The sequence below is a fragment of the Laceyella putida genome, from assembly GCF_042665195.1.
In the GTDB taxonomy this organism is placed as follows: Bacteria; Bacillota; Bacilli; order Thermoactinomycetales; family Thermoactinomycetaceae; genus Laceyella; species Laceyella putida.
On record NZ_JBHTBW010000089.1, the window covers coordinates 1 to 952 of the forward strand.

Genomic DNA, 952 nt, shown 5'->3' on the forward strand with positions numbered 1-952 from the left:
GGAGTTCCGTCAACGTTTTACCTCAAATGCGGCTTAAAATGTCTGGACTTTTGGGGTTCATTAAGGATGAACGTTCAGAAATATTGTATGTGGTACGTTGAACAAGCGTTAAAGACACTTGTTTAGTTAGAAAAGAAACTCCCCTCTTTGTCCAATCTCGATGTTAAGGCCCTATTAGATTTACAGTAAGTGCTGCCCCTGCATATTGGCTAGCCCCAGAAACAAAGCTTGGAACGACTGTCAAAATATCTCCTGCAACTAAAGTAGTTTGAATTGTTTTTCCTACTGTTGCTCTACTACCTGACGTGCTGAAACGAGAACCTGGAATTATGATGTTGTTTCTTCTAATATCATAATTGATTGTGGGAAGCCCTAAAGAGGTAACGTTTGCCGTTATTTCATATACACCATTGGCTAAGATCGTAATACTATCCGTTCCTGGATTTGGATTCGTATTCGAAATCGGTCCAGGAAAATCAAACTCTATAGGAACATTTTGTATAGGGGTTCTTGCAGAATCAATTCCATATAACGAACCAAACGTAGGGGTTACCCCCGGTCCTCGTGGTCCTTCTGGTCCTCGTGGTCCTTCTGGTCCTATTGGTCCTCTTCGTCCTTCTGGTCCTATTGGTCCTATTGGTCCTCTTCGTCCTCGTGGTCCGGGAGGACAGATGCACCTTCGCTTTGATCGATTTGGAATAGAAATATATGGGAAGCATCTCTTAGAGAGTTTGTAATTTTTATTCATAAAATCACCTCCTAGAATTATTTACTAGTACATAATACGTTGGTAAATCCGAAAAGTTTGGACAATTATTAAATTGATAGATTTGACATATATTTCGACATCTACCTTTAGAATACCAACAGCCCTTTTACTAATATTTCGGATTAACCCCTTAATTTTGGACAGAGTGTATCTTAAGCTCGCTTTTTCACCCTTTTTCAACTA

Annotated in this window: 1 protein-coding gene; it reads right to left on the reverse strand. The window is 39.7% G+C overall.

Going from position 1 to position 952, the window contains the following annotated elements:
- Window positions 1–163: 163 nt before the first annotated feature.
- A complete protein-coding gene (locus ACFQNG_RS20910) occupies window positions 164–748 on the reverse strand; it encodes a hypothetical protein (protein ID WP_379867858.1) in 585 nt (194 codons plus the stop codon).
- Window positions 749–952: the final 204 nt, after the last annotated feature.